This is a genomic window from Streptomyces sp. NBC_00045 (genome assembly GCF_045041095.1).
Taxonomy (GTDB): Bacteria; Actinomycetota; Actinomycetes; order Streptomycetales; family Streptomycetaceae; genus Streptomyces.
The window spans coordinates 3,617,570-3,636,961 of record NZ_CP108271.1 but is presented as its reverse complement, the minus strand read 5'-3'; the positions used below and the strand labels follow the sequence as shown (position 1 = coordinate 3,636,961).

The window sequence follows — 19,392 nt, the reverse complement described above, 5'->3', positions numbered from 1 at the left end:
CCACCGGCCTCGCGGTCGGTGGTGGAGCGGGCGCCCCGCAGGAAGCCGGCGACCGGCACCTCCGGGGCGACCGGTCTCGTGATCAAGGTGTGCGGGGCTGCGGCCCGGTCACGGACTGAAGCGGCCGAAGCGGCCCTTGTGGAAGAGCAGCGGCTCGCCCTCCCCGGCCGCGCCCATGGCCTCGACCCGGCCGACCACGATCAGGTGGTCCCCGCCGGTGTGCACGGCGTGGATCCGGCAGTCGATCCAGGCGGGCACCTCGGCGAGTCGGGGCGACCCGGTCGCGGGGGCGGGGGCGTGGGCGACGCCGGCGAACTTGTCGGCGCCGCTCATCGCGAAGGCCCGGCACAGCTCGCCCTGCCCGGCGCCCAGGATGTTGACGCAGAACACCCCGGCGCGGGCGATCCGCGGCCAGGTGGTCGACGTACGGGCCACCATGAACGTGACCAGGGGCGGGTCCAGGGACAGCGACGCGAAGGACTGGCAGGCGAAGCCGGCGGGCCCGCCGCCGTCCTCGGTGGGCGGGGCGGTGATGACCGTGACACCGCTGGCGAAGTTCCCGAGTACTGCCCGGAATTCGGCGGGGCTGACGGGTGCGCGCTCGTCGTCTGCGACGGCCCGTAGGTCGGGGCGCGGCAGCGCGTCGACGCGGCCGTGGTCCGGGTCCTGCTCCGACGGGGCGGAGGTGGGGGAGCCGACTGACCTGAGGTATCGGACGACGGTGGCCGCCATCCCTGCGTGTCCCATCACGTTCCCGATTGAACCTGACGCTCCGTCAGATGGGAAGGGGCGCGGGCCGGGGACTCGGAAAGGCGCCGCGGGGCGTGTATCGTCCCCGCTGATTGAACATGTTCAATTCGTGGGAGTGGGGGCCATGGGGACACCAGAGGCGTACGGGCCGCAGCCGCGAACGCGACCGCAGCCGCTACCGCGACCGGTTCCGGCCGCGCGGGGCGGGAGGTGGTCGCACCTGGCGACCGGAGCCGAGCTGGCCTTCATGGCACAGCTCGTCGTGGCGGGCGCGGTCTTCCTCGCCACCGCCGGCATGCGCGACGACCACGGCATCGGCTTCGCGGGCGGCGTCCTCGCCCAGGCCCCCCAGGTGCTCCTCCTGGTCGTCCTGGCCGGGTACCTGCACTGGCTGCTGTTCAGCCTGCCGGCGATGGTTCTGGAGCGGCTCGTGGGGAACCCGCGGTGGGCGGCGGCCAGCTCGGCGCTGGGCGCCGCCGCGGTGTCCGCGGCGTACGCGTGGGGGGCCGTCTCCCTGTGGGGCGCCCCGTTCGGCTGGGCGGTGGCCTGGGTCGCGGGCGTCGGGGCGCTCCCGGTGACGGCGGCGTGGTACGCGCGCCACCGGCTCCTGCGGTGGGGCGCGATGGCAGCCAGGATCGGCGCCCTCACCGGGATCGCCCTGCTCCTCGCCCTGGTCGGCGGGTTCCTCCAGGAACGGACGCGCTGGCACGCGTACGAGCCGCCCCGGCTGGACCGGAGCCGGTACGTCGGGCAGTGGATCGGCGCCGGCGGCGCGTACTCGTTGCGGCTGGACGAGAACGGGGAGGCGGAGGCCGGCAACCTGGCGCTGGTACACGGGAACGCCAGGCTGTGGGACAACTGCTCGGGGACCGGGACGTGGACCTTCGAGTCGCAGCGCGGGGCCGGCCGCCCGGCAGCCGGGGGGCCGCGGGACCGGATCACCCTCTCGATCGCGGGCTGCGGCCCGCTGCGCGACTGGCAGGTGGCCGGCACGGTCGCCCGGCCGCAGCTGTTCGTCGTCACGGGCGACCCCGACGCCCGCTGGGTCACCACCTTGCACCGTCCCTAGTCGCGGCCCGCCGTTCGCCCGTACGGGTGAACCACTGCCCCGGCGGGACCCGTACGGCGGACAGCCCCCGGAGACGTCGGCATCGTGGCCCCCGGCCCGATCCACCCGATCCACCCCGTCATCCAGGAGGACCCGCATGCTCGGCACCGACTTCCGTCTCGGATCGCCCGTCTGGCTCGACCTCGGCAGCCCCGACACCGATGCTGCCGCCGCGTTCTACAGCGCGGTCTTCGGCTGGCAGTTCGTCTCCGCCGGGCCCGAGGCGGGCGGGTACGGGTTCTTCCAGGTGAACGGCAAGACCGTCGCCGCGCTCGGGCCGCTCACCGAGGAGGGGGCGAGTTCCGCCTGGATGATCCACTTCAAGGCCGACGACATCCAGGCCACGGTCTCGGCCGTACAGTCCGGCGGCGGGAAGATCCGGATGGAGCCCATGGACGTCATGGGCGAGGGCTGGCTCGCGCAGGCCACCGACCCGCAGGGCGCCGAGTTCGCGCTCTGGCAGCCCGGCAAGACCGCCGGGCTGGGGCTCGCCTCCGACGAGAACTCCCTGGTGTGGGCCGAGCTGCACGTACCCGACCCCACCGCCGCCATCGGCTTCTACAACGGCGTCTTCGGCTGGCGCAACCAGGAGATGGAGACGCCCGGGATGACCTACCGCGTGCTGAGCCTGGGGGAGGGCGACCAGCAGCAGACCTCGTTCGGCGGGGTCGCGCCGATGGGCGACGGCGCGGGCGGCGGGGTCGAGAAGCCGCGCTGGGTGCCGTACTTCAACGTCGCGGACGTCGACGCCACCGTCTCCGCGGCCAGCGGGAACGGCGGGTCGGTGCTCATGCCCGCGGCGGACGTGCCCGACGTCGGCCGCATCGCGTGGGTGGCGGACCCGGCCGGCGCCGCGTTCGCCCTGCTGAAGCCCAACCCGCAGATGTGACCGGACGCCGCGGCTACCGCCCGAGGTACTTGGGCGGGCGGCGCTCCACGAAGCTCGCCACGCCCTCGTTCGCGTCGGCGGTGCTCATGTTGATCTCCTGAGCGGTGGCCTCAGCGGCCAGTGCGGCCGCCCGGCCGCCGTCCAGGGAGGCGTTGACCAGCTGCTTCGTCAGCGCGAGGGCGCGGGTCGGGCCCTGCGCGAGGCGGTCCGCCCACTCCCGGGCGGTGGCCTCCAGCGCCTCGCCCGGCACCACCCGGTTGACCAGGCCGAGCCGCTCGGCCTCGGCCGCCGGGACGGCGTCGCCGAAGAACATCAGCTCCTTGGCCTTCTGCGGGCCGACCAGACGCGGCAGCAGGTACGCGCCCGCGCCGTCGGGGACCAGGCCACGGCGGACGAACACCTCGATGAACCGGGCGGATTCGGCGGCGATGACCAGGTCGCAGGCGAGCGCGAGGTGCGCGCCGATGCCGGCGGCCGTGCCGTTGACGGCGGCGAGGACCGGCTTCTCGCAGTCGAGCACGGCAGTGATCAGGCGCTGCGCACCGAGCCGGATCATGCGGGCCACGTCGCCCGCGATCCGCTCGCCCGGCGTCGCGGGGGCGCCGCGCAGGTCGGCGCCCGCGCAGAAGCCCTTGCCGGTGGCGGTGATGACGACGGCCCGCACGGCGGGGTCGGCGGAGGCCTCGCCGAGCAGGGTGATGACGCGCTCGCGCTGGTCCCGGGTGACGGCGTTCATGGCCTCCGGCCGGTTGAGGGTGATCCACGAGACGCCGCTCTCGATGCGGTGCAGGACTTCGTCGGCAGTGCCGTCGCTGGTCATGGATGGAACTCCCTCTCGGGGTGAGGTGGTTGGTGTGGGAGCGCGCAGCCCCGGACCCCCGTTCGCCTGCGACGCCGCTACCGGGGTCCAGCCCCCGCACGGTGCCGCACCCGTGCGGGGTCCGGGGCTGGACCCCGGGGAACGGGAGAAGGGCGGGGCGGGGCCGCGCATCGGCGCTCAGCGGCAGATGGCCAGGGCGTCCAGGGCCACCGCCCCCTGCCCCCGGGGGAGGACCATCAACGGGTTGATGTCCAGCTCGGAGAGGACACCCCCCAGCTCCAGCGCCATCCTCTGTACCCGCAGGACCACCTCCACCAGGGCGTCCACATCGGCCGGCGGCGCCCCCCGGACCCCCTCCAGCAGGGCGTGGCCGCGCAGTTCGGTCAGCATCGCGCGGGCCTGGTCCTCGCCGAACGGCGGGACGCGTACCGCCGCGTCGTGCAGCACCTCCACCAGGACCCCGCCGAGGCCCACGGTGACGGTCGGGCCGAAGAGGTCGTCCTGGGTGACGCCGACGACCATCTCGACCCCGCGCTCCACCATCTGGCAGACCAGGATGCCGTCGAGCGGGACGTTCTCGTAGCGGGCGATGTCCGTCAGCTCCCGGTAGGCGTCCCGGATCTGGCTGGCCGAGGTCAGGCCGATCTTGACCAGGCCCAGCTCCGTCTTGTGTGCGAGCTGCGGCCCCGAGGCCTTCATCACCACCGGGTAGCCGACCAGGCCGGCCGCCCGGACCGCGGCCGCCGCGCTGGTCACGAGCTGCTCGCGGGGGACCCGTATCCCGTAGGCCCGCAGCAGCTGTTTCGCCGCGTGTTCGCTGAGCTGCTGGCCCGGGCGCATGAGCGCCTGCGCCTTGCGGTACGAGGGGGACGGGGTCCGCGGGGCGTCCTCGAAGGGGGAGCGGTAGGCGGCGGTGAAGCGGTGGTGGCCGAGGTAGGCGCGGACGGCGGTGATGCAGTTGCCGAAGGTGCGGAAGGTGGCCACCCGGGAAGAGCCGAGCAGGGTGGTGCGGTAGGCCTCCTCGGTGCCGACGGGGGAGCCCCAGACCACGCAGATCAGTTTGTCGCTCTGCTCGGCCGCGTCCACCAGGTCCTGGGCGAGCTTGTCGCTCATGGGCGGGAAGGGCCCGGTGATGGGGCAGATCAGTACGCCCACCGACGGATCGGCGAGGATCGCGTCGATGATCTTCCGGCCGCGCCAGTCGCCGACCGGGTGGCCGCCGTTGTCGACGGGGTTGGCGACGTTCAGGTACTGCGGTATCCACTGGTGGAGCTCGTCCTGCTTGGCCCGGGAGAGGGTGGGGAGGCTGAGTCCGGCCTCGGTCGCCAAGTCGGAGAAGTGGGCTCCGGTGCCGCCGGAGATGGAGTACACGACGACCCCGTCGGCCTGCGGTTTGCGGGCCCGGGCGAGCAGGGCCGCGGTGTCCTGGAGCTCGTCCAGCCCGTCGACGCGGATGACGCCGAACTGGCGCATCGCGGCGTCCACGACGGTGTCCGCGCCGGTCAGTTTCCCGGTGTGGGAGGCGGCCATCCGGGCGCCGGTCTCGGTGCGGCCGACCTTGACGGCGACGACGGGGACGCCCGCCCGGGCGGCCCGGTCGGCGGCCAGCAGGAAGGACCGGCCGTCCTTGAGGCCCTCCACGTAGCAGGCGATGGCGCCGACCTCGGGCTGTTCGGCGAAGTAGGAGATGAAGTCGGAGGTTTCGAGGTCGGCCTCGTTGCCCGTGGGAGCCCAGTGGGAGAGCCGGATGCCCAGTTCCTGGAGGGTGTAGACGGGCCGGCCCTGGTGGCCGGACTGGGTGATCAGGGCGATCGCCGGGCCGTCGAGGTCGTCGCGGAACTCCTCGAAGGCGTTGAGGTTCGTGTTGGGGCCCAGGAGGCGCAGGCCCGACCGCCGGACGGCGGCGGCGAGCCGTGCCTGGGCGGCGGCCCCTTCGTCCCCCGTCTCGGCGAAGCCGGAGGCGAAGGCGACGGCGAACTTCACCTTGGCCTCGGCCAGTTCCTCGATCACCGGCAGCGGATCGCCGACGAGGAGGACGGCGAGGTCCACCTGTTCGGGCAGGTCGGCCACGGAAGCGTGACAGGGCAGGCCGAAGACGGTGGGGCGGGTGGGGTGCACGGGGTGGATCCGGGCGCCGACGCGCTCCGCCCAGGCGACGAGCTGGCGGGTGATGCCGGTGTTCGGCCTGCCCTCGGCGTCGGAGGCGCCGATGACGGCCACGGACTCGGGCCGGAAGAACCGGTCCAGGTCGGGGACGTCGGCGTGCAGGGGCCGTCCGCTGACGTCCACCGCGACCGTGTCCTCGGAGGACGGCGCCGCCATGGAATGGACGGCCGTCCTGGGGGTCTCCCCGCAGGCCTCGACACGTGCGCGGAAGTCGGTGGTGAGGGTGCCGTGAGTAGATCCAAGCATCGTTCCGCCCGCTCCTGCTCGATGAAGCCCAATAACTGACGCGTAGTCAGATTACTGAACTGACGCGCCGTCAGGAACAGTGCTGCGCAGGAAAGGTGGTGGAGGTGGTGTGTGGAACGGTGACAGATCCCTTCGGGGTGGGTCCAGGGCAGGATTCGGACTGTTCTGTGAGCGGGCGCGGGCGGGCGGGCGAGCGGCCGTGTGACCGACTACGCGAGCGGGTCGACCGGGCGCAGGCCGGTGTCCGGCAGCGCCTCGGACGGCTGCCGCCCGACCTGGGGGCTGAGCCGGCGGGACAGGGCCCGGGCGATCTTCTCGGCGTCCAGGGCCATCTCGCGGAACATTCCGCTGATGGGGTTGGTGAACCCGGTGAAGTACAGGCCGGGGGCCTGCGCGGGGGTGCGGGTGCCGTGCGTACGGGGGCGCCCGCGCTCGTCGAGCACGTCCAGGTGCCCGACCAGGCCCTCCAGGCCGCGGCGGTAGCCGGTGGCCGCGATCACCGCGTCCGGGGCGATCCGCGAACCGTCCGCGAGCACCACCTCGCCGCCCTCGAAGGAGGCGAGGGCGGCGACCGGCTCGACCTTGCCCGTGCGCACGGCGTCGATCAGACCGACGTCCTGGACCGGGACCGCGCCCTCCTTGACCCTGCTGTACAGGCCGGTGTCGGGACGGGGGAGCCCGTACGCCGTCAGGTCGGGGACCGACGCCTTGGCGACGAGCGCACCGAGCCGGTCCACGAGCCGCACCGGCAGCCGCCGCACCATGATCCCGGTGCGCTGCGCGGCCCAGCCCGCGGTGGAGCGGCGCACGATGTGCGGGGCGGTGCGCACGGCGAGCCGCACCCGCGCGGCCCCGCCCTCGGCCAGGTCGACGGCTATTTCGGCGCCGGTGTTGCCGACGCCGACGACGAGCACGTCCCGGCCCTCGTACGGCGCGGCGTTGCGGTAGTCGCGGGCGTGCAGCAGCTCTCCGGCGTACGTGTCGCGGCCCGGCCGGTCGGGCAGTGCGGGCGTGTGGTTGAACCCGGTGGCGACGACGACCGCCCGGGCGTCGAGGACCCGGCCACCGGTGGCGTGCAGGAGCCAGCCGTCCCCTCCGGGGGCCGGATCGATCCTCGTCACCTCGACCCCGGTGACGATCTCCAGCTCGTGGAACTCGACGTACTTCTCCAGGTACCGCACCACGTCGTCCCGCGAGACCCACCGGCCGAACCGGCGCGGCATGGCCAGCCCCGGGAGCGCCGAGAGCCGTCGGGTGGTGTGCAGGTGCAGCCGGTCGTAGTGCCCCCGCCAGGAGGCGCCGACGGCATCGTGCTTCTCGACGACCACCGCACGCACCCCGCGGGCGCGCAGCGCTGCGGCCGCGGCGAGGCCTCCGGGGCCGGCGCCGATCACGTAGACCGGGCGGGGCTGGGTGGACATGTCAGGGGCTGTGGGGACTCCGGGCATGAAGAGTGAGCGTATAGACACACAGCGTTGTTGGGTCTCGGACGAGGAGGGAATCGATTGCGGATCGATCACGGCCCCCGGCCGGGCCCGGCCGGAACCCTTGCGCGATCGCCCGGCATCCGCTGAACTGACGTGCCGTCAGATTGAAGGGAGAGGTCGATGCAGACCGTCTGGCTCAGTGGGGCCGAGTGGCTCGCCGTGCTCCGGATAGGCCTCGGCCTGTGGTGGCTGGAGAGCTGGCGGCACAAGGACAAGAAGGGCTGGTTCGAACGCGGCACCGGCATCGCCTGGGCCGCCGACGTCGCCGGAAAGCACCGCTGGCCGTTCGTGAAGGGCGGCTTCGAGAAGGTCGTCCAGCCGCGCCCGCGCCTGATGGCCCACGTCGTCGTCTACGCGGAACTCGCCCTGGGCCTCGGCCTGGTCCTCGGCTTCCTGACCCCGATCGCCCTCGTCGGCGGCCTGCTCCTGAACCTGCTCTACCTGATCCTGATGATCCACGACTGGGCCGAACAGGGCCAGAACGCGATGATGGCGCTCATCTCGCTCGTCGCCCTCTTCGCCATGGCCTGGCAGACCTGGTCCCTCGACGCGGCGACGGGACTCTTCCTGTGAACACCCGCCACGACCTCCCCGAGACCGACGACTTCACCCGCCCCTACTGGGAGGCGGCCGCCCAGGGCCTGCTCCTGCTGCGCCGCTGCGCGGACTGCGGACGGGCCCACCACTATCCGCGGGAGTTCTGCCCGTACTGCTGGGCCGGCGAGGACCGGGTGACCTGGGAGCCTGCGAGCGGACGCGCCACCCTCTACACCTGGTCGGTGATCCACCGCAACGACCTCCCGCCGTTCGGGACGCGCGTCCCGTACACGGCGGCCGTGGTCGACCTGGCCGAAGGCCCCCGGATGATGACCGAGGTCGTGGACTGCGCCCCGCCGGACCTGTGCATCGGCATGCCGTTGCAGGTGGCCTTCCGCGAAGCGGCGGAAGGCATCCTGATCGCGGTCTTCCGCCCCGGGCCGCACGCGACGGCCTGACCGGCCAGGGCCTGACCGTGCCGTGCCGTGCTGTGCCGGCTCGTGTCGTGCGGTGCCGGCTCGTGCCGTGCCGGCCCGTGGGTGGCGGACGGCACGGTCGACCCCTACGGCCAGAGCAGCTCGCGCGTCCAGCCGGAGCCGTCCGGGGTCCGGCGGTAGCGCAGCCTGACGTGCCGCCGTGCGGCGTCGCCCTGGAAGAACTCCACCTCGGCGGCGTCGAGCACGTACCGGGTCCAGGTCGGGGCCGGGGCGTCCGGCTCGGCGCCCGCCCGCTCCCAGGCGGCCGCCGAGGCCTGCGCCAGCTCCTGCACCGAGCCCAGCACCTCGCTCTGGCGGCCCGTCAGCGCCGCAGCGAGCGCACCCCGCGAGCGGACCGCCAGGTCCGCCCGGCTCTCCTGCGGCCCGCAGGCGGCGACCCGGCCGCGGATCCGGACCTGCCGGGCCACCGTCGACCAGTAGAACGCGAGCGCGGCGTCCGGGTGCCCGGCGAGCTGGCGGCCCTTGGCGCTGGTGGCGTGCGAAGCGAAGTGCCAGCCGTGCCCGTCGGCGTCGTGCAGCATCAGGATCCGCACGTCGGGCCGCCCGTCGGCATCCACCGTGGCCAGGCTCATCGTGTGCGGCTCAGGCTGCCCGGCGCCCGCGGCGTGCAGGAACCACTCCCGGAACAGCGCCAGCGGCTCGGCCGGTGCGGCCTGCGGATCGAAGGAGGGTAGCGGGCCGTCCCACACCCGCAGGGAGTGCAGGGTGGTGTGGAACGCCTCGATCTCGGCCGTCTCGTCGCTCGTGATCTCGCGGGTCATGCCGCCCATCGAACACCATCGCAGCAGCTTCGGCGTTCGCCGGACTCGAAGCCTCCGCCGTTCCTATGATGTGCAGCCTTCAACGACTTGAGGTGGGGGCCCAACATGCGCAACAGCGGCAGCAGAACGAACGCGATACGTGGCGGAGCGCTGCGGCGCGCGGCGGTGGCCCTCCTGGTCGCCTGCACGGCAGTGGCCTGCGGCCCGGCGGACGGCGGTGGCCCTGCCGTGTCGCCGCCGCCGAGCCTGTCGGCGTCCGCGACCCCGACGCCCACGGCGACCCCGACGCCGACACCGACTTCCGCGCCGCCGTCGCCGTCCGCCACTCCCACGGCGACCCCGACGCCCGCGCCCACGACCGCCGAGCCGGCCGTGCAGACGCCCGACGCGAAGCCGGCCCCCACCCGCGAGGGCGCCGGCACGCCGCGCCCGCCCGCCACCAAGGCGCCGACGAAGGCGCCGGCCGAACCCGCCAGTGGCACCTGCGAGATCGTTTCGAACGCCGGGAACTGCTACAAGGCGGGGCAGTTCTGCCGCAAGGCCGACCTGGGCAGGTCCACGCACGCCGAGAACGGCCGCCTGATCTATTGCCGGCTGGACGGCAGTCAGCCCCGCTGGCAGTACTGAACGTGAGCTCGGCCGGGGCCGGGTGCCGGCTCGCCCCGCCGTTCCCCGGGGGCGGACCTCGCGCCTCAAGCGCCGGCGGGGCTGACTTGGTGCCGCGCCGTGCAGGGGGCGGCCCCGGGCCCCGCGCCTCGAACGCCGGTGGTGCTGACTTGGTGCCGCGCCGTTGCGGGGGCGCTGCCCCCGGGCCCCCGCGCCTCAATCGCCGGCGGGGCTGACTTGGTGCGGGACGCTGCCCCCGGGCCCCCGCGCCTCAATCGCCGGCGGGGCTGACTTGGTGCGGGGCGCCGCCCCTGGGGCCCGCGCCTCGAACGTCGGCCGGCCGGGTGGTGGTCCCGGTGAGGCGGCCCTCACCCCCGTCCCAGGATCACCGTTCCCGACGAGCAGAACCAGCCTCCCGTGCCCGAGGCCAGGGCGATCTGCGGTAGGGCGCCGTTCCTCTTCGTGACCTGGCGGTCCGGGCCCGCCTCGCCGCGGAGTTGGCGGACCGCCTCGACCAGCAGGAACAGCCCGCGCATGCCGGGGTGGCAGGCCGAGAGGCCGCCGCCGTCGGTGTTGACCGGCAGTTCCCCGTCCCGTAGGAGGCGGCCCTTCTCCACGAAGGCCCCGCCCTCGCCCTTCGCGCAGAAGCCGAGGTCCTCCAGGGTCACCAGGGTCATGTACGTGAACGCGTCGTAGATCTCCGCGATGTCCACGTCCGCCGGGGTGAGGCCCGCCCGTTCGAAGGCCAGCCGGCCCGAGACCGCCGCCGGGGAGACGGTGAAGTCCTCCCATTCCGACATGGTGGTGTGGGAGACGGAGGTGCCCGAGCCCAGGATCCAGACCGGCTCCTTCGCCGTGTCCGGTACGTGGTCCTCCGCCGCCAGCAGCACCGCGCAGCCGCCGTCCGAGCGGATGCAGCAGTGCAGCTTCGTGAAGGGGTCCGCGATCATCTCGCCGGACAGGACCTCGTCCACCGTGATCGGGTCGCGGAACATCGCGTCCGGGTTGCCCGCGGCGTTCGCGCGGGCCTGGACCGCCACCGAGGCGAGCTGCTCCAGCGTCGTCCCGTACTCGTACATGTGGCGGCGCGCGGCCATCGCGTACTTGGAGATCAGCGTGTGCCCGTACGGGACCTCGAACTGCAGCGGCCCCCGCGCCCCGAACGAGAGGTTCGAGGTGCGCCGCCGTGCCTTGATGTCGGCGCGCGCCGTCGATCCGTAGACGAGCAGGACGGCGTTGGCGTGGCCGGCGGCTATCGCGTCCGCCGCGTGCGCCGCCATGACCTCCCAGGTCGATCCGCCCACCGAGGTGGAGTCGACCCAGGTGGGGCGCAGCCCCAGGTACTCGGCCACCTCGACGGGGGCGAGCGTGCCGAGGCCCGCCGAGGCGAAGCCGTCGATGACGGAGCGGTCCAGGCCGGAGTCGGCCAGGGCGCGCCGGGCGGCCTGCGCGTGCAGGGCGTACGGGGTGGGGCCGTCCACCCGGCCGCAGTCCGAAAGGGCGACGCCGACGACGGCGACCCGGCGGCGTCCGTTGCGAGGTGCAGCTGTGGGTCCAGGCATGAGGAGACGGTACATCTGACGCTCAGTCAGTTTCTAGTCCACGCCTGCGCATCGCCGGTGACCCGAGGACTCCGACCCCTGTGCATCTCTCGTCGCCCGCCCTAACATGACGGCCCGTCAGATACGGGAAGGAGCCCGACGATGGATGCCGCCTTCACCGCGGAGCAGGACGAGATGCGCCGAACCCTGCGCGAGGTCCTGGGCAAACGCTGCGGCCCGGACGAGGTCAAAGCCGCCGTCCGCACCGCCGCCGGACACGACCGCGAGCTGTGGCGGCAGCTCGCACAGCAGCTCGGCCTGCCGGGCATCGCCGTCGCCGAGGAGTACGGGGGCGTCGGCTGCACCCCCGCCGACCTGGCGCTGGCCTGCGAGGAGACCGGGCGGGTGCTCCTTCCCTCGCCGCTGCTGGCCACCGCCGCGCTCGCCGTACCGCTGATCACCACCCTGGGTACCACGGCCCAGTGCTCCGCACTGCTCCCGCCGCTCGCCGCCGGCGGGCTCACCGCGGCCCTCGCCGTCCCCGGCCCGGCACTGTCCACGGCCCTCGCCCTGACGGGCGACAACGCCCCCGGCGAGTGGGCCGGCGGCGGCCGGGCGGGCGGGGTGCAGGCCCGGACCGGCGACGACGGCGGCTGGCGGTTGTACGGGGAGGCCGCGCAGGTCCTCGACGGCCACAGCGCCTCCCTCCTGCTGGTCACCGCGCACACCGGCGGCTTCGCCCGGAGCCGGACCCTGCTGTTCCTCGTACGGGAGGACGCCCCCGGGCTCGTCCGGTCGCGGCAGACCACCCTGGACGAGACCCGCCCGCAGGCCCGCATCCAACTCCGCGACGCCCCGGCAGAGTTGCTCGGAACCGATACCGGCGGCAGCGCTGACGGCGACGCCGTCCTCGCCGCACTGGCCGCCACGGGGCGCACCGCCGCCGCGGCCCTCGCCGCCGAGGCGGCCGGCGCGGCCGGTCAGGCGCTGACCCGCACCGTGGACTACGTACGCCAGCGCGAGCAGTTCGGCCGGCCCATCGGCTCGTTCCAGGCGGTCAAACACCGGCTCGCCGACCTCTACGTCCAGGTGCAGGCGGCCCGCTCGGCGGCCTACTACGCCGCCTGGGACCCGCGGCAGGGCGGCCTCGCCCTCGCCCAGGCCCTGGAAGCCCTGCGCATCACGGCGGCCGAGGCGATCCAGCTGCACGGCGGCATCGGCTTCACCTGGGAGCACGACGCGCACCTGTACTTCAAACGGGCTGCGGCCGACGAGCTGCTGTTCGGTCCCGTCCACCGGCTGCGGGCGCACGCCGCCCACCGCGCGGGCCTGTTCGCCACCCCACAAGAGAAGGCGGCCGTCTGATGGCACCCGGCGTCAAGCTGATGCAGAAGGTCTCCTCGACCATGCTGTTCGCCAAGATCGCACCGCACTTCATCCCCGCCATGGACAAGGCGGTGCACAAGCTGACCCGCGGCAAGGTCATGCTCAGCGCCCAGATGCTCCCCGGCGTGATCCTGACCGCCAAGGGCGCCAAGACGGGCGAACCGCGCACCACGCCGCTCGCCTGCATGCCGGAGGAGGGAGGCGTCAGCTGGCTCCTGATCGGCTCCAACTTCGGCCGCCCCGGGCACCCGGCCTGGACCGGGAACCTACTCAAGCATCCTGACGCGGACGTGAGTTGGAAGGGCCAGGACATCGCCGTACGGGCCCGGCTACTGGAGGGCGAGGAACGCGCGGCGGCGTGGCAGGCCGTGCTGAGGTTCTGGCCGCCGTACGCGACGTACCAGGCGCGCATCGAGCGCGAGATCCGGCTGTTCCGCCTGGAGCGTCGCTGATCGCGGCGGACGGCCGAAGGTTCGACGGCGGAAAGTGAGCAGGGAGGGGAGAGGGAGAGGGAGAGGGGGAGGGAGAGGGGGAGGGCGGCGGACCCGTGGCGGGTCCGCCGTCACTTGGTCGGCTTCTTGCCCGTGACGCCCAAGTGGACGAGCAGCGCCAGGTTCGGCTTGAGCTCGGCCTGCTTGACGCCCCAGGTCTGGAAGCCCTTCTGGTGCGAGGCGACCGCGGCCAGCATCGCGACCAGCGAACCCGCCATCGCCGCCGGGCTGAGGTCCTTGTCGACCTTGCCCTTGGCCTGGAGCTCCTTCATCGACTCCGTGAGGGAGTTGGTGACGGAGTTGAGGATCTTCATGCGGATCTTGTAGAAGCGCTTGTCGCCCTCGGCTGCACCGAGGTCGACGACCCGCAGGATCGCGTCGTTGCGCCGCCAGAAGTCCAGGAAACCCTCGACGAGTTCCTCGGCGGCCTGCCAGCCGGCCTTGCCGACCCAGTTGCGGCCCTCGACGAGCGCCGTCAACTGCGCGCCCTCCGTGGCCATTTCCTCGGCGATCTCCAGGACGGCGCCCTCGACGTCCGGGAAGTACTGGTAGAAGGTCGCGGGCGAGGTGCCGGCCTTGCGGGCGACGTCGATCACCTTGACGTCGCGGTACGGCGAGGAGCTGAGCATCTCGCTGAGGCAGTCGAGCAGCTTCTGCCGCGTCGCCTGACCGCGCCGGCCGGCCACGCGGCCGTCGACGGTGCGTACTTGTCCTGTCATGCCGTCAGCTTACCGAGGGGTGATCTGCGCGCGATTCGGCCGCCTGCAAATGGGGTTACCCGACACCTGGCCTGGGTGAAGGCCGGGCCCCACGCCGCCGCGGGCGGCTGGTTCCGTGCGGTCCCGGACGGGCGAGCCGCCGAGGAGGTGTGCGTTCCGGGTACGTGCCGGGCGGGACCAGGGCGGATCCCGGGTGGATCCTGTGCGAAATCGGGCGATCGACGCCCCGTCCACCCCGCCCGCTTCCTCTCGAAATCCCCCGATTAGTCTTGTCAACAGGCTGTGGACAAGTTTTCGGGCAGATCATGGCCGAGGGGCACAACGGAAGGAAACGGGCCATGGCCGCATTCGCGGAGGGCACACCCTGCTGGGTGGACGCCTCGCTTCCGGACGTCGAGGCGGGCAAGCGCTTCTACGGTGAGCTCTTCGGGTGGACCTTCGGCCCCGGCGCCGGCCCCGAATACGGCGGCTACACGCAGGCCTACAGCCGCGGCCGCAACGTCGCCGCCCTCGCTCCCAAACCCGACGGCCGCATGCCCACCGTCTGGGGGATCTACCTGTACACCTCCGACGCCTACGCGTGCGCCGCCCGCATCCGCGCCTCCGGCGGCCAGATGGTCATGGACCCCCAGCCGGTGGGCCCGTACGGGGGCGCCGCGCTGGCCGCCGACCCCGGCGGGGCCGTCTTCGGCCTGTGGCAGCCCGGCACCCACCACGGCTTCGAAGCCCAGCAGGAGCCGTACACGTACTGCTGGAGCGAGCTCTACACGCGGGCCCGCGACGCCGTCGACGTCTTCTACGCCAACGTCTTCGGCTACGTCCCCGAGGACCAGGACGACGCCGGCGCGGGCGTCGAGTACCGGCTGTGGTCCCCGCCCGGCAGCCGGCCCGGGGCGCAGACCGCCGTCCTGGGGCGCAGCCTGATCACGGACGCCTTCCCGGAGGTCATGCCGGCGCACTTCCTCGTGTACTTCGCCGTACCGGACTGCGACCGGTCCGTCGCGACGGTGAAGCGGCTCGGCGGCCGCGTCACCGCCGACCCCTTCGACACGCCTTACGGGCGGATCGCGGTCGTCGCCGACAACCAGGGCGCGGTGTTCGCGCTGCTCTCGGAAGCCCCCGCGGGGCCGACGGCGTAGGGGCCGCCGGGCCGCGGCGTCTCCCGCGTCCGTCCGCCCCGCCCGGACTGTGACGACACGGCCCGTGCGCGGGCCTGACAGAATCGGGGTTGCGCGACCCCGGGCGGCGCCCGGGGTGAGACGCTGCACGGGGCCGACCGCCGTGCCGGCGCGCGTGCAGGTGGAACGGGCCAGGCAAGGGCCCGTACGGGGAGGTGTGGAGGCGAGTGGTGGAGCAGCTGACGCAGCACGACCCGAGACGGATCGGCCCCTTCGAGGTGCTGGGACGGCTCGGCGCCGGCGGCATGGGGCTGGTCTATCTCGCACGGTCGGCATCGGGGCGCCGGGTGGCGATCAAGACGGTGCGCACCGAGCTCGCCGAGGACCAGCTCTTCCGGGTGCGCTTCACCCGCGAGGTGGAGGCGGCGCGTGCCGTGTCCGGCTTCTACACCGCGGCCGTGGTCGACGCCGACCCGCGGGCCGCCGTGCCGTGGCTGGCGACCGCGTACGTCCCGGCGCCCTCCCTGGAGGAGATCGTCAACGAGTGCGGGCCGATGCCCGCCCAGGCCGTACGGTGGCTCGCCGCCGGCATCGCCGAGGCCCTGCAGTCCATCCACGGCGCCGGCCTGGTCCACCGCGACCTGAAGCCGTCCAACGTGCTCGTCGTCGAGGACGGCCCGCGCGTGATCGACTTCGGCATCGCGAGCGGCGTCTCCAACACCCGCCTGACCATGACGAACGTCGCCGTCGGCACACCCGCGTACATGTCGCCCGAGCAGGCGAAGGACTCCCGCAGCGTCAAGGGCGCCAGTGACGTCTTCTCCCTCGGCTCGACGCTGGTCTTCGCCGCGACCGGACATCCGCCGTACCACGGGGCCAACCCGGTGGAGACGGTGTTCATGCTGCTGCGCGACGAGCCCAACCTGGAGGGGCTCCCGGACGAGCTGCGGCCCCTGATCGACTCCTGCATGCAGATGGACGCCACCCAGCGCCCGACCCCCGCCGACCTCCAGGCGCAGCTCGCCCCGCACCTCTTCGACGGCGGCGACGACAGCGGCACCGCCTCGGCGTGGCTGCCGGGCCGGGCCGTCGCGATGATCGAGGCCCGGCGGGCGGGGCAACGTACGGCCGCCGCGCCGCCGGTCCCGGCGCCCGGCCGCCCCGCGGGGCGCGCCGCCGAGGCCGCCACGCACCGCCGGGAGCCGCGCGGCGGCGCCGACTCCTGGGTCGACCCGCGGACCGGGCAGGCCGTGCCCCAGCGCCCTCAGCACCCGCCGAGGCCGGCGTCCCCCGCGCCGTCCGGCGAGCCGGTGCTGCTCGGCGGCTCCCCCGTGCCGATCGGGCCCGGGCCGCGCGCGAGCGCCGCGGCCCCCGCCGCGCACGCCGCCTCCGCGGACTCGGCGACCGGCTGGGTCCGCCCGCCCGGCGGTGCAGCGGTTGCCCCGGCCTCTTCCTCGGCATCGGCCGTGGTGCCGAGCCCCGGCCCGGCCCCGGACAGCGGCCGTTGGCGGCCCTGGCGGTTCCGCATGTCGAACGAGGTCTGGGGTACCCCGACCGTCGCCGGAGACCTGCTGTACGTGACCTCCTTCGAGGTGCACGCACTGGACGTGGCCAGCGGCCGCCGCCAGTTCAAGACCCGCGACGTCGCCTGGTCCATGGCCGTCGCGGACGGCCGCATCCACGCCTCCGACGGCCCGTCCCTCTACGCGCTCGACGCCGGCGACGGCTCGGAGCGGTGGCGGCTGAACACCGACGCCTGGGTGTACGCGGTGCGCGCCGAGCGGGGCACCGTGGTCACCGCGACGCGCGGCGGTGGCGTGCAGGGCTGGGAAGCCTCGAACGGTCAGAAGCTGTGGGAGCTGACCGGCGCCCAGAGCGATTTCGAGACCCCGGAGGCGGCCCCCGTCCTGCACGACGGCACGGTGTACGTGTGGCAGGACGCGCGGCTGCGTGCCCTGGACGCCCGCAGCGGCCGCGAGGCCTGGTCGTACCCGGTCGGCGACGCGGCCTCCTGCGGCAACGTCCCGGTACGGGTCACCCCGGCCCCGGACGGCAACGTCTACGTCGCCGCCGGCACCCGCGTGCTGTCCGTGGACCGGGCCTCGGGCCGGGTCCGCTGGCACTTCGAGGCCCCCGCGGTGTTCCTGGCCGCCCCGGCGTTCGCGCCAGGCGCGGCGGTCACCGGCGGCGGGGTCTACCTCGCGGACTACCTGGGCACCGTGTACGCCCTGGACGCGGCCACCGGCAAGGACCGGTGGCGCATCGCCACCGAGCCGCGGCCGTCATCGGACCCGGTGCTGGTGGCGAACGGCAACGTCCACCTGGGTGCGGGCAGCGCGCTGTACACGCTCGACGCGGTCACCGGCACCCCGAAGTGGCGGTTCGCCGCGGGCGGCGAGATCACCGGCCCGCCGGCGGTCGCGGACGGCCGGGTGCACTTCGGCTCCGCCGACCACTGCCTCTACACCCTGGACGCGGCGGGCGGCCAGCTGCGCTGGAAGCTGGCCACGGGCGGCGAGATCACGGGCGCCCCGGTGGCCGAGGCGGGCGTGGTCTACGCATGCAGCAAGGACCGCTGCGTGTACGCCCTGGACGCCGCCAAGGGGACGGGGACGCGTACGGCCGGGTGAGGGGTTTTGGACCCGCCGGGTCGCGCGCAGCACCTGGAGTGACAGGATGGACCCCATGAGCAACGTTTACTTCGACATCAACATCGACGGCAAGCCTGCCGGCCGCATCGTCTTCAACCTCTTCGACGAGGTCGTCCCGCAGACGGCGCGCAACTTCCGCGAGCTGGCCACCGGCCAGAACGGCTTCGGCTACGCCGGCTCGGGCTTCCACCGCGTCATCCCGCAGTTCATGCTGCAGGGCGGTGACTTCACCAACCACAACGGCACCGGTGGCAAGTCCATCTACGGCGAGAAGTTCGCCGACGAGAACTTCCAGCTGAAGCACGACCGCCCGTACCTGCTGTCGATGGCGAACGCCGGCCGCAACACCAACGGCTCGCAGTTCTTCATCACCACCGTCGTCACCTCGTGGCTGGACGGCAAGCACGTCGTCTTCGGCGAGGTCGTCGAGGGCAAGGAGATCGTGGACCAGATCGAGAAGCTCGGCACCCCCTCGGGCGGCACCCGCGGCAAGATCGAGATCTCGGCCTCGGGCACCGTCGAGGCCTGATCCCCACCCGCACGGGCTCGGCGGCCCCGCCCCCTCACCGGGGGCCGGGGCCGCCGCCACGTGGTCACAGCTTGAGCAGCACCCCGCGCCAGGTCCAGCCCGCGGCGAGGACCGCCTCGCGCAGGGGGTCCTTCAGCTGACCCGTGTCGAAGCCGAAGTCCTCGGTCAGGCCCCGCTTGCCGTCGGGGCCCTTCTCGATCGTCCACCGCTTCGAGACCGTGGTCACCTGGCCGCGGCTGTACTCCGCTCCCGTGGCCAGCCTCGGTGTCCCCCCGACCCAGCTGACCTCCAGCTGCTCGTCGAGGGCCCGCACCTCGCGCTTGTCGCCGACCAGCCGCATCCGGATCTTGAGGGTGCGCTCCAGCTGCGACGCGAAGAAGAAGGTGTGCCAGGAAGGATCGAGGATCCGCCACTCCGCCACCAGGTCGGCGTTCTCCGCGGGGCGGGCGTTGCGCACGACGTACGCCTTGTCCGGTGCGTTGACCGCGAGCAGCGATTCCCGGACCTCCGCGGCGCTCCGCGGCGCGATACCGGCGTCGGGGCGCCGGGTGCCGGTGAGCTTGTTGAAGAGGCCCATCGTCATTCCGCCGTCTTCGTGTCCGGGCGCACCGTGCGCAGGAAGTCCTGGAAGTCTCCCAGGACGCTGTCGTGCTGCGCCGCGGTGGCGGTCAGCACCGTCCGGATCATCGCGCGCCTGTGCGGGTCCTCGGTGTCCTGGACGGTCATGTACACCTGCGTCTGGACGAGGTCGCGGTGGACCCCGGCGACGACGGCCGACAGGGTCAGCCGCTGGGTCAGGCCCGGTGCACCGGGGGAGCCGATCGCGCGGCGGCCGACGATCTCCGCGGTCTCCGCGATCGCGCGGACCCGCACCGCCGACGCGTCGGCGAGCTCCTCCAGCGTCGTCCCGTCCGGCATGAAGTCGCCGTCAACGGTGATGTTGGCGGTGAACCCGGCATCCGGGTGCGGGTGCAGCGCGATGAACGCCACGTCCGGCGCGCCGACCTCGTCCGGAGGGGCTGCCTGCCAGTCCTCCGGCAGGCTGAATTCGATGGGTACGGGCAGTGTCGTGGGCATTTTCTCGGGCCCT

At 73.5% G+C, this 19,392-nt stretch carries 19 protein-coding genes; 10 read left to right on the top strand and 9 right to left on the bottom strand.

Annotation, left to right across the window (positions count from 1 at the left end; all coding sequences use genetic code 11):
• Positions 1-108 precede the first annotated feature (108 nt).
• Positions 109-732, bottom strand: coding sequence for a flavin reductase family protein (locus tag OHA65_RS16885; RefSeq protein WP_327285687.1), 624 nt, complete (start codon positions 730-732; stop codon positions 109-111).
• A 265-nt stretch (positions 733-997) separates the two neighbouring features.
• On the opposite strand from OHA65_RS16885, the gene OHA65_RS16880 reads away from it, so the two are divergent.
• Positions 998-1,819: a hypothetical protein gene (locus tag OHA65_RS16880; RefSeq protein ID WP_327283931.1), complete on the top strand. Its 822-nt coding sequence runs from the start codon at positions 998-1,000 to the stop codon at positions 1,817-1,819.
• Positions 1,820-1,955: 136 nt separating this feature from the next.
• On the top strand, positions 1,956-2,747 hold the full coding sequence (locus OHA65_RS16875) for a VOC family protein (protein ID WP_329313820.1): 792 nt from the start codon (positions 1,956-1,958) through the stop codon (positions 2,745-2,747).
• 13 nt (positions 2,748-2,760) lie between these two features.
• Here the strand turns inward: OHA65_RS16875 and OHA65_RS16870 are convergent, their stop codons facing one another.
• From OHA65_RS16870 to OHA65_RS16860, 3 genes are all read right to left on the bottom strand, one after another.
• Positions 2,761-3,567, bottom strand: a complete 807-nt coding sequence (locus OHA65_RS16870) for an enoyl-CoA hydratase-related protein (protein WP_327283929.1) — start codon at positions 3,565-3,567, stop codon at positions 2,761-2,763.
• Positions 3,568-3,744: 177 nt separating this feature from the next.
• Entirely contained in the window at positions 3,745-5,979 is a 2,235-nt protein-coding gene (locus OHA65_RS16865; protein ID WP_327283928.1) for an acetate--CoA ligase family protein, read from the bottom strand.
• Between the two features lie 209 nt (positions 5,980-6,188).
• Complete coding sequence (locus tag OHA65_RS16860) at positions 6,189-7,400, bottom strand: NAD(P)/FAD-dependent oxidoreductase (protein ID WP_327283927.1); 1,212 nt, start codon at positions 7,398-7,400, stop codon at positions 6,189-6,191.
• Positions 7,401-7,586: 186 nt separating this feature from the next.
• On the opposite strand from OHA65_RS16860, the gene OHA65_RS16855 reads away from it, so the two are divergent.
• Both OHA65_RS16855 and OHA65_RS16850 read left to right on the top strand, forming a co-directional pair.
• Positions 7,587-8,039 carry a DoxX family membrane protein gene (locus OHA65_RS16855; RefSeq protein ID WP_327283926.1) on the top strand — a complete coding sequence of 151 codons (453 nt, stop codon included), beginning with the start codon at positions 7,587-7,589 and terminating at the stop codon, positions 8,037-8,039.
• Entirely contained in the window at positions 8,036-8,461 is a 426-nt protein-coding gene (locus tag OHA65_RS16850) for a Zn-ribbon domain-containing OB-fold protein (protein ID WP_405762078.1), read from the top strand. Before OHA65_RS16855 ends, OHA65_RS16850 begins: the two co-directional genes overlap by 4 nt.
• Before the next feature lie 104 nt (positions 8,462-8,565).
• On the opposite strand, the gene OHA65_RS16845 is transcribed toward OHA65_RS16850, so the two are convergent.
• The gene (locus OHA65_RS16845) at positions 8,566-9,261 is read right to left on the bottom strand and encodes a pyridoxal 5'-phosphate synthase (protein WP_327283924.1); all 696 of its coding nucleotides are present in this window, start codon (positions 9,259-9,261) and stop codon (positions 8,566-8,568) included.
• 105 nt (positions 9,262-9,366) lie between these two features.
• On the opposite strand from OHA65_RS16845, the gene OHA65_RS16840 reads away from it, so the two are divergent.
• Positions 9,367-9,888: a hypothetical protein gene (locus tag OHA65_RS16840; RefSeq protein WP_328763062.1), complete on the top strand. Its 522-nt coding sequence runs from the start codon at positions 9,367-9,369 to the stop codon at positions 9,886-9,888.
• Between the two features lie 347 nt (positions 9,889-10,235).
• On the opposite strand, the gene OHA65_RS16835 is transcribed toward OHA65_RS16840, so the two are convergent.
• Positions 10,236-11,429 carry a thiolase C-terminal domain-containing protein gene (locus tag OHA65_RS16835; protein WP_327283922.1) on the bottom strand — a complete coding sequence of 398 codons (1,194 nt, stop codon included), beginning with the start codon at positions 11,427-11,429 and terminating at the stop codon, positions 10,236-10,238.
• Positions 11,430-11,570: 141 nt separating this feature from the next.
• Between OHA65_RS16835 and OHA65_RS16830 the strand changes: the two genes are divergently transcribed.
• The gene (locus OHA65_RS16830; RefSeq protein ID WP_371643860.1) at positions 11,571-12,773 is read left to right on the top strand and encodes an acyl-CoA dehydrogenase family protein; all 1,203 of its coding nucleotides are present in this window, start codon (positions 11,571-11,573) and stop codon (positions 12,771-12,773) included.
• A complete protein-coding gene (locus tag OHA65_RS16825; protein WP_327283920.1) occupies positions 12,773-13,246 on the top strand; it encodes a nitroreductase family deazaflavin-dependent oxidoreductase in 474 nt (157 codons plus the stop codon). Before OHA65_RS16830 ends, OHA65_RS16825 begins: the two co-directional genes overlap by 1 nt.
• A gap of 110 nt (positions 13,247-13,356) precedes the next feature.
• Here the strand turns inward: OHA65_RS16825 and OHA65_RS16820 are convergent, their stop codons facing one another.
• The gene (locus tag OHA65_RS16820) at positions 13,357-14,004 is read right to left on the bottom strand and encodes a TetR family transcriptional regulator (protein ID WP_327283919.1); all 648 of its coding nucleotides are present in this window, start codon (positions 14,002-14,004) and stop codon (positions 13,357-13,359) included.
• 338 nt (positions 14,005-14,342) lie between these two features.
• On the opposite strand from OHA65_RS16820, the gene OHA65_RS16815 reads away from it, so the two are divergent.
• The 3 genes from OHA65_RS16815 (at position 14,343) to OHA65_RS16805 (ending at position 18,302) form a co-directional block, all read left to right on the top strand.
• On the top strand, positions 14,343-15,143 hold the full coding sequence (locus OHA65_RS16815) for a VOC family protein (RefSeq protein WP_327283918.1): 801 nt from the start codon (positions 14,343-14,345) through the stop codon (positions 15,141-15,143).
• A gap of 206 nt (positions 15,144-15,349) precedes the next feature.
• On the top strand, positions 15,350-17,752 hold the full coding sequence (locus tag OHA65_RS16810) for a PQQ-binding-like beta-propeller repeat protein (protein WP_327283917.1): 2,403 nt from the start codon (positions 15,350-15,352) through the stop codon (positions 17,750-17,752).
• 55 nt (positions 17,753-17,807) lie between these two features.
• On the top strand, positions 17,808-18,302 hold the full coding sequence (locus OHA65_RS16805) for a peptidylprolyl isomerase (protein WP_327283916.1): 495 nt from the start codon (positions 17,808-17,810) through the stop codon (positions 18,300-18,302).
• A gap of 64 nt (positions 18,303-18,366) precedes the next feature.
• On the opposite strand, the gene OHA65_RS16800 is transcribed toward OHA65_RS16805, so the two are convergent.
• Both OHA65_RS16800 and OHA65_RS16795 read right to left on the bottom strand, forming a co-directional pair.
• Positions 18,367-18,885 (bottom strand): hypothetical protein, encoded by a 519-nt coding sequence (locus OHA65_RS16800; protein ID WP_405762075.1) that lies wholly within the window; start codon positions 18,883-18,885, stop codon positions 18,367-18,369.
• A complete protein-coding gene (locus OHA65_RS16795) occupies positions 18,882-19,379 on the bottom strand; it encodes a hypothetical protein (RefSeq protein WP_327283914.1) in 498 nt (165 codons plus the stop codon). The genes OHA65_RS16800 and OHA65_RS16795 overlap by 4 nt, the downstream gene beginning before the upstream one ends.
• Between the last annotated feature and the right edge of the window lie 13 nt (positions 19,380-19,392).

Excerpts from the sequence above, each read along its gene's own strand:
- OHA65_RS16885 (WP_327285687.1), bottom strand. The coding sequence starts at position 732 with ATGGCGGCCACCGTCGTCCGATACCTCAGGTCAGTCGGCTCCCCCACC.
- OHA65_RS16880 (WP_327283931.1), top strand. The coding sequence starts at position 998 with ATGGCACAGCTCGTCGTGGCGGGCGCGGTCTTCCTCGCCACCGCCGGC.
- OHA65_RS16875 (WP_329313820.1), top strand. The coding sequence starts at position 1,956 with ATGCTCGGCACCGACTTCCGTCTCGGATCGCCCGTCTGGCTCGACCTC.
- OHA65_RS16870 (WP_327283929.1), bottom strand. The coding sequence starts at position 3,567 with ATGACCAGCGACGGCACTGCCGACGAAGTCCTGCACCGCATCGAGAGC.
- OHA65_RS16865 (WP_327283928.1), bottom strand. The coding sequence starts at position 5,979 with ATGCTTGGATCTACTCACGGCACCCTCACCACCGACTTCCGCGCACGT.
- OHA65_RS16860 (WP_327283927.1), bottom strand. The coding sequence starts at position 7,400 with ATGTCCACCCAGCCCCGCCCGGTCTACGTGATCGGCGCCGGCCCCGGA.
- OHA65_RS16855 (WP_327283926.1), top strand. The coding sequence starts at position 7,587 with ATGCAGACCGTCTGGCTCAGTGGGGCCGAGTGGCTCGCCGTGCTCCGG.
- OHA65_RS16845 (WP_327283924.1), bottom strand. The coding sequence starts at position 9,261 with ATGACCCGCGAGATCACGAGCGACGAGACGGCCGAGATCGAGGCGTTC.
- OHA65_RS16840 (WP_328763062.1), top strand. The coding sequence starts at position 9,367 with ATGCGCAACAGCGGCAGCAGAACGAACGCGATACGTGGCGGAGCGCTG.
- OHA65_RS16835 (WP_327283922.1), bottom strand. The coding sequence starts at position 11,429 with ATGCCTGGACCCACAGCTGCACCTCGCAACGGACGCCGCCGGGTCGCC.
- OHA65_RS16830 (WP_371643860.1), top strand. The coding sequence starts at position 11,571 with ATGGATGCCGCCTTCACCGCGGAGCAGGACGAGATGCGCCGAACCCTG.
- OHA65_RS16825 (WP_327283920.1), top strand. The coding sequence starts at position 12,773 with ATGGCACCCGGCGTCAAGCTGATGCAGAAGGTCTCCTCGACCATGCTG.
- OHA65_RS16820 (WP_327283919.1), bottom strand. The coding sequence starts at position 14,004 with ATGACAGGACAAGTACGCACCGTCGACGGCCGCGTGGCCGGCCGGCGC.
- OHA65_RS16815 (WP_327283918.1), top strand. The coding sequence starts at position 14,343 with ATGGCCGCATTCGCGGAGGGCACACCCTGCTGGGTGGACGCCTCGCTT.
- OHA65_RS16805 (WP_327283916.1), top strand. The coding sequence starts at position 17,808 with ATGAGCAACGTTTACTTCGACATCAACATCGACGGCAAGCCTGCCGGC.
- OHA65_RS16800 (WP_405762075.1), bottom strand. The coding sequence starts at position 18,885 with ATGACGATGGGCCTCTTCAACAAGCTCACCGGCACCCGGCGCCCCGAC.
- OHA65_RS16795 (WP_327283914.1), bottom strand. The coding sequence starts at position 19,379 with ATGCCCACGACACTGCCCGTACCCATCGAATTCAGCCTGCCGGAGGAC.